6 protein-coding genes are annotated in these 7,688 nt (G+C 64.4%); 1 reads left to right on the top strand and 5 read right to left on the bottom strand.

Annotated elements, in window-relative coordinates:
• Positions 1 to 26: 26 nt before the first annotated feature.
• The 4 genes from WS61_RS13165 to mdlC all read right to left on the bottom strand — a co-directional run bounded on the left by WS61_RS13165 (position 27) and on the right by mdlC (position 5,987).
• Positions 27 to 1,166 (bottom strand): alpha-hydroxy-acid oxidizing protein, encoded by a 1,140-nt coding sequence (locus WS61_RS13165; RefSeq protein WP_257127259.1) that lies wholly within the window; start codon positions 1,164 to 1,166, stop codon positions 27 to 29.
• Between the two features lie 114 nt (positions 1,167 to 1,280).
• On the bottom strand, positions 1,281 to 2,627 hold the full coding sequence (locus WS61_RS13170) for an MFS transporter (protein ID WP_059500862.1): 1,347 nt from the start codon (positions 2,625 to 2,627) through the stop codon (positions 1,281 to 1,283).
• 263 nt (positions 2,628 to 2,890) lie between these two features.
• Positions 2,891 to 4,342: an aldehyde dehydrogenase gene (locus tag WS61_RS13175; protein ID WP_059500863.1), complete on the bottom strand. Its 1,452-nt coding sequence runs from the start codon at positions 4,340 to 4,342 to the stop codon at positions 2,891 to 2,893.
• Positions 4,343 to 4,397: 55 nt separating this feature from the next.
• A complete protein-coding gene (gene mdlC, locus WS61_RS13180) occupies positions 4,398 to 5,987 on the bottom strand; it encodes a benzoylformate decarboxylase (protein WP_059500864.1) in 1,590 nt (529 codons plus the stop codon).
• A gap of 309 nt (positions 5,988 to 6,296) precedes the next feature.
• Between mdlC and WS61_RS13185 the strand changes: the two genes are divergently transcribed.
• A complete protein-coding gene (locus WS61_RS13185; RefSeq protein ID WP_059500865.1) occupies positions 6,297 to 7,226 on the top strand; it encodes a LysR family transcriptional regulator in 930 nt (309 codons plus the stop codon).
• Positions 7,227 to 7,303: 77 nt separating this feature from the next.
• On the opposite strand, the gene WS61_RS35395 is transcribed toward WS61_RS13185, so the two are convergent.
• The coding region (locus tag WS61_RS35395) for a hypothetical protein (protein WP_218921207.1) at positions 7,304 to 7,688 on the bottom strand (385 nt) is incomplete at its 5' end.

Genomic DNA, 7,688 nt, shown 5'->3' on the forward strand with positions numbered 1-7,688 from the left:
GACCATCGCGCATCCAAAATCCGGCGTCAATGCGCAATACCCCAGGACGGCCGCTTCGAAACGTAGCTGCGATCGAGCGCCTCCACCGAGCGACAACCGATGAGGGCAAGCGTCCGGTCGGTTTCCCGTTTGATCATCTCGATGACATCGCTCACGCCGGCTTCCCCTCTGGCCGCCAACCCGTATAACGTGGCGCGCCCCAGCATCACGGCATGGGCCCCCAGCGCGATCGCCTTGACGACGTCGGCCCCTGTCCGTATGCCGCTGTCGAGCATGACCGTCGCGCCCGCGATGCGCTCGACGATGTCCGGCAGCACGTCGGCTGTCGCGGGCAGGTCGGCGAGTTGCCTGCCGCCGTGGTTCGAAACGATGACGCCGTCCGCGCCGAGCTCGACACACCGCGCGGCATCGTCGGCCGTCACGATGCCCTTGACGAGGAGTTTGCCCGGCCATTGGTCCCGCAGACGGCGCAGGTCGTCCCACCCGAAGCTCGCATCCATCTGCCGGCGCAGGATCGCGGCCTGGGACGCCGTGTCCGATGCATCGTCCGTCGCGAAATTCCTCAGCTCCGGCATGCCGTTCATCAGATAGGACCATAGCCAGCGCGGGTGCGACAGTCCGTCGACGACCGCACGTGCGCTGGCCTGGAACGGCATCGTAAAGCCGTTGCGAAGATCGCGTCGGCGAAAGCCATTGACCGCGACATCGGTGGTGAGGATCAGGGTCGAGTAGCGCGCCGAGCGGGCGCGATTGACCAGGCTCTTCGCGAGGTTGCGATGAACGACGTACAGCTGAAACCACAGTTCTCCGTCCGCCCCCTTTGCCACCTCCTCGATGGACAGGTTGGAAGCCGTCGACAGCGCGAACGGAATGCCAGCCTTGCCCGCCGCGCGCGCAAGGGCGAGGTCGCCGTTCGGCCAGAAGGCGTCATTGAGGCCCGTTGGCGCGATCACCAGCGGTAACGGGATCCGCCGGCCCAGCAGCGCCACGGACTGCGCTCGTGTGCTGACGTCCGACAGCCGGCGCGGCAACAACTGCAATGTGTCGAACGCGGAACGGTTATGCCTGAGCCCCGATTCATCGTCCGCTGCGCCTTCCAGATAGTCGAACACCATGCGCGGCAGCCGCCGTCTGGCTTCGTCTCGATAGTCGCTGACGGAGAACATGCTGGGAAATCCTGTTGTCATGATTGAGGTACTGTCGGAGTAAATCGTGATGCGAACAACACGAGGCGCGCCGGCATCCGGTTTCGCGCGCCTCCGTCGACCGGACGACCGCGGTCAGGCGCCGTTGATGGGCGGAATATGGCGACGCACGATCATCAGGCAGATGAACACCATCGCCATCGCGGCGCCCAGCATGCCCAGGTACGCGGACGCGCCGCCCTGCGTGATCACGAATGCCCCCGCGAACGCGCTGAGGATCGCGCCAAGCCGCCCGAACGCGAGCGCGGACGCGGTCCCGGTCGCGCGAATCTCGGTGGGATAGACATACGCGCAAAGGGCGTACATCGTCGACTGGACCGCGTTCACGAAGAGGCCGTGCAGACCGATTCCGAACACGAGCAACGTCGTGTGGGCGGAGACGTCGAGACCGCGCAGGAACAGCGCGCTCGCGGATGCCATCAGGCAACAGACGAGCAAAGGCCAGCGTGATCCGAACCGGCCGATTGCCAGCGCGCAGCCCATCGCGCCGAATACGCCGCCGAGGTTGTAGGCGGTAAGACCCGAACCCGCCACCGACGGGCTGAGCCCCTCGCCTGCCAGCATCGTCGGCAGCCAGCTGAATGCGCTGTAGACCGCGACCAGGTTCATGAAGAAAGCGACCCAGATCGCCACCGTGTCACGGCCTTGATGGTCCGCGAACAGCGCACGAAAGCCCGGGCGCGGTCCCGCCTTCTGCTCCTTCTGGTCGGCGAACACGGCGTCCGGCTGAATCGAGCGGGACATGCGGGTCAGCAGGTGACGCAATTCGTTCCAGCGTTCGTGACGGCGGGCAAGATAACGCGGCGATTCCGGCATGACGAAATACAGCAGCAGCGCCAGTGCGACCGGAAGCGTGCCGCCGATCAGAAAGAGTCCCCGCCAGCCGTAATGAGGCAGCACGACGCTCGCGAACAGCCCCGCCAGCATGCCGCCGAGCGGTACGCAAACGATGGTTGCGGTCACGGCGAGCGTGCGCCGGCGCGCAGGCGTGAATTCCGCCGTCATGGTCGTCGCGCTCGGCAGCGCACCACCGATACCCAGTCCCGCGAAGAAGCGCAGGATTGCGACGGTCGTGACGTCCGGCGACAGCGCGATCGAACTCGTCGCCAAGCCGAATACCAGCACGCTCCCGATGATGGCCCAGCGCCGACCGAACCTGTCCGCGAACAGCCCGGCGAACGCGCTGCCGATCCCCATGCCGACGAGGCCGGCGGCAACGGCGGGCGCGAATGCGTTGCGCGTGATGCCCCATTCCTTGATCAGGCTGGGAATGGCGAACCCGATGAGTTGCCCGTCGAATCCATCCATCACGATCGCAAGCGCGGCGAGCAATACGACCGTTCGCTGGAACGCCGAGAACGGCCCGTCGTCGAGGGTGCGGCCGATGTCTACGGTCGGCAGAAGAGGATTACGATCGTTCATTTCGCGCTCCCGGCCGGATGGGTCGAATCTGGATCGCACCCCTCGGTAATCCGTATTCCCGCATAACGGTCAAACTCGAACCGGGTGCGATCGAGCGACCACCCGAAATTGACGACGGGCATTGCAGTCTCCTTGTGCCGATCGCTCGTCGTTCGAGGAGCGACGGCTACTCACCGGCATATCGTTGTTGTGTGGTTCGCGCCCACGCTCCGGAGGCCCGTCTCTTCCACCGCGAGAAAGACGCGCCCCGATCGCGGCAACGATCAGAACGGATAGTGACGAGGCGTCGTTTGCACGGTGATCCAGCGCAAATCGGTAAATTCCGCGACTCCGGCTTTGCCGCCGAAATGCCCGAAACCACTGGACTTCATCCCGCCGAACGGCATTTGCGCCTCGTCGTGAACCGTCGGCCCATTGACGTGGCACAGCCCGGACTCGATACGCTTCGCTACCGTCAACGCACGCGCGACGTCCCGGCTGAAGACTGCCGCCGACAGGCCATATTCGTTGTCGTTTGCGCATGCGACGGCCGCATCGTCTCCATCGACGCGAACGATCGCCTTGACGGGCCCGAACGACTCTTCCCGGTAGATATGCATGTCCGCCGTCACGTGATCGAGCAACGTGGCCGGCATGAGCGTGCTATCGGATTTCCCTCCGCACACCAGGGTCGCGCCTTTCGCCAGCGCGTCGTCGATCAGGTCGTTGCATCGCCTGACGGTCGCCATGTCCACGACGGAGCCGAGGACGGCCTGGCCCTTTCTCGGATCGCCAAGCGGCAGGCTCTTCGCCTTCTCGGCCAGACGCGCGACGAATTCGTCTGCGATCGTCGTGTCGACGACGATGCGTTCGGTGGACATGCAGATCTGGCCGGAATTGGCGAACGCGCCGAATGCCGCGCCTTGCACGGCAGCGTCGATGTCGGCATCGTGAAGCACCAGAAACGGCGCCTTTCCACCAAGTTCAAGTACCGAAGGCTTCAGATACTTCGCGCACTGAGTCGCGATGATGCGGCCGACGCGCGTCGAGCCCGTGAAGTTCACCCGTCTGACCGCGGGCTCGGCAATCAACGCTTCGACAATGTCGCCGGCATTCGCCGGTGCATTCGTGACGAAGTTCACGACGCCGCGCGGCAGTCCCGCGTCCTGAAACGCCTCGATGATGAGGCCGTGGGTCGCGGGGCAAATTTCCGAGCCTTTGAGCACGACGGTATTGCCGCACGCCAGCGGCAATGCGACCGCACGCACGCCCAGGATGACGGGCGCATTCCACGGCGCGATCCCGAGCACGACGCCGGCGGCCTGCCGAACGCCCAGCGCGAGACTGCCGGGCACGTCCGACGGAATCACTTCGCCCGCAATCTGCGTAATCATCGCAGCGGCTTCGCGCAACCCGTCGGCCGCCCGCTTGACGTTGAAATCGGCCCACAGGCGGGACGCGCCCGTTTCGGTTGCCATTGCCAGCGCGAAAGCGTCGCCCTTTTCCTCGAGTGCGCCTGCCGCTCGATTCAGTAACGCGCGTCGCTCGCCGGGCCCGATCGCCGACCATGCTGGAAACGCGGCGGCCGCCGCGTGCACCGCGGCTTGTGCGTCGGCGACGGTTGCGGCCGGCGCCGTCGAGGCGACCGTGTCGTCGAGCGGGTTACGGCGCTCGAATGTCGCCCCGTCGCGAGCCATCGTGCGCTCGCCATTGATCAGCATCGCTACCTGATTCATTTTCGTCTCCTCGAATATGTTTGACATGCTGGCCTGCCGAACCACCGACTCACGGTCAGGCCACGACGATTTCCACCACGCGCGTTTCACCCGACGACAACGCGTCTTCCAGCGCGGACTTGAGCAACCGTGCGTCGCTCACCCGAACCCCCTTGCACCCCATGCCGTGGGCCAGAGAAACGAAATCCAGCCCCGGGAGATCGGTGCCCTGCACCGGATCCGACGCGGAAAAGCCGAATACAGGCGCGAATTCCTGCAAGGCGGCGTAGCGGGCGTTATTCAAGATGACGAATGTGATTGGGAGATCGAGTTGGACCGCGCTGTAGATCGCTTGCGGCGAATACATCGCCGAGCCGTCACCGATGAGGCCGATCACGCGGCTGCCGGCTTTGCCCAAAGCCACGCCCACCGCGGCGGGCATGCCGTAGCCCAGACCGCCACTAGCCATCGTGTAAAACGTCTGACTGCGCGTGAACGGCAGATAACGTTGCATGGCGGGGCGCGAACTCGGCGCCTCCTCGACCACGATATCGGCTGCATTGCGGACCTCGGACAGCGTCTGCAACGCATAGGCGACCGACATGACCGCGGTGGGCTCGGCGCGCTCGGCGGCCTCGCGAGGCGCCGGTAGCGGCCGGCCTCGCGGCGCCGGACGGGCGAGCAGGTCCGCCAGCCCCAGGCGAATGTTCGCCACCACCGACGTACCGACCGGCGTCCACGCGGCGGTGGCCGGATCGTCGATGAGCTGGTACAACACCGCACCGTCAGGCACATGCGGCCCACTGCCTTCGACGTGATACGCAAACGCCGGCGCCCCGACGACGAAGATCAGGTCATGGCCGTGCAGAATCCGGACGATCTTTTCGCGCATCGCCGGAAGGAATCCGGCGAAGAGCCGATGATCTTCAGGGAAGCTGCAGCGCGACGACATCGGCGCAACATAAACCCGCGCATGGTGGCGCTCGGCCAGCTGGACAACCTCGTTCCAGGCATCGGCGCGATCGAGTTCCGCGCCGACGACGATGGCCGGCCGTTCGCAGTGGTCCAGCGCGTCGCCGATCTCCACGATACGTTCCGGATCGGGGCGGGCCCGGGTGCTGACCCGTGTCGCCTCGACGAAGTCGGTCGGCTGATCCCAGTCGTCGACCGGAATGGAAACGAACACGGGGCCACGCGGCTCCTGCATCGCCACGTGGTACGCACGGGCGAGGGCCAGCGGCACATCCGCGGCACGAGCCGGTTCGATGCTCCACTTCACGTAGGGGCGCGGCAACTCAGTTGCTTGCGATGCCGACAGAAACGGATCGAACGGCAGGATCGAACGGGCCTGCTGGCCGGCGGTCACGATCAGCGGCGTGCGGTTCTTGAACGCCGTGAAGATGTTGCCCATCGCGTTGCCGACACCGGCCGCCGAATGCAGGTTGACCAGCGCGGCATTGCCGGTCGCCTGGGCATACCCGTCCGCCATACCGATAACGACCGCTTCCTGCAAGCCCAGCACGTACCGGAAATCCTCCGGGAAGTCGCGGAACATGGGCAGTTCGGTCGAGCCTGGATTGGCAAACACGGACGTTATGCCGAGGCGCCGCATCAAGTCCACGACGGCATCGCGAACGGTCGGCTGCCCACTTGTGTTTCGTTGCATCTCGAATCCTCTGCGGTTCGCCATTCGGGCTGGCGGTGATGGGATGAGCCGCAGTATGGGATTCGATACCTTGTTTGAAAATTGCCAAGAATGCTCAAAGTCATTACATTCAAGCATGACATCACCGAGCGGCCTGGCGGGTCCATTCAGTCCGGAAGCCTTACCGGGCGGGGCTGTGCGCCGCCAGCCCCGGTTTTCCGGCAGCCGCTGCGAACGTACGCGGCGGTCCCTTTCAGGGATGACACCTAGCGCCATCCGACTCGGGATTTTGGTCGCCCCCTTTATTCCCTTTCAATCAGGTTCGCCGCGATGAGTTTCAATCTGCAGCAGTTGACGATGTTCACGACGATCGTGTCCGCGGGTAGCCTGGGACGAGCCGCGACGCTGCTCGACATGACCCAGCCCGCGCTGAGCAGATCGATCAAGCGGCTCGAGGAATCGGTCGGGGCGCCGCTGTTCGAGCGCCACACGAAAGGGATGCAGCTGACCGCGCTTGGCGAAGCGTTGATGCCGCATGCCATGTTGCTGCAAAGGGAAGCCGAACAGGCGCGCGAGGAACTGGACGCGATGCGCGGCCTTGCGAAAGGCGTCATCAAGGTGGGCGCGGTGGGCAGCATCGCGAGCCTCGTGCTGCCGATGGCCATCGAGGGCGTGCTCGAGAAATGGCCCAACCTGCGCGTCGAGGTGATTGAAGGCGTGTGGGACCGTCTGGTCGAGGGTTTGCTCGCTTACGAGATCGACCTGGCGCTCTGCACCTCGGGAATCGAAACCGACGAGGTCGCTGCGCTCTCCGATTGTTCATGGACCGACCGGAGTTTCGTGGTCGCGGCAACCGGTCATCCGTTGCGCTCGACGCGCGGTCTTCGGCTCGAGGACACGCTGACACAACGGTGGGCCATCACGCCCAAGGGAACCGGACCTTATGCCCACATGCAAGAAACCTTCGAAGCCCGAGGCCTCCCGATGCCGGCCATTGCCGTCGAGACCCGTTCGGTCACCGTGCTCAAAAGCCTAGTAGCGCGATGCGGCTTTGTTTCATGGATGGCCGAACCCATGTACGACACCGAAAGCAAAGCGGGCGTCATTGACGCCCTGGATATCGAAGGCCTGGATGCGCAACGCACTTTGACGGCGTTCCGGCGCCGGCGTGGCACGCTACCCGCACCCGCCGTCAAACTGCTGGACGAATTACGCCACCTGACAGGATCTTTGTGCAAGGACGGGCAAAGCCTGTCTTGATGGCCATGAATCGGGCGTGCCCGCGATTCGTGCGTTTTGGCATGGCCCAACGCACACCCGGCCTTGCTCACTTGAAGTCAGCCCGGGTCTGGCACCGCTTTTGCATGTTGATGCGCCGTCGCCAGCAGTCGCCACCTAGGGAATACTACGATCGTGAAGCGCACCTTGGTACTCGTCGTTACCGTAATCGCGGTCGGCATATACATGTCTAGGAGTACTAGAAATCCGTCCGAGCTAGCCACCGATCGGCACGATTGCCTCAGTGCGAGCTTGGTGACGTCGTTACGGTTAGTTCCACTCAGGGTGGGCACGATCGGCTTTTCGGTGGCGTGGGCGTCGAGATGATGCTGGATCCGGGCCGCAATTGATCGGTAGGAGTCGAGGTTTGGACCGGCCAGCCTTTCGTAGACATCTTCGAGCCATAATTTATGGCAACCGAGGAGGTCAGGATGAGCGGCAAGC

The sequence above is a fragment of the Burkholderia sp. ABCPW 11 genome (genome assembly GCF_001523445.1).
In the GTDB taxonomy this organism is placed as follows: Bacteria; Pseudomonadota; Gammaproteobacteria; order Burkholderiales; family Burkholderiaceae; genus Burkholderia.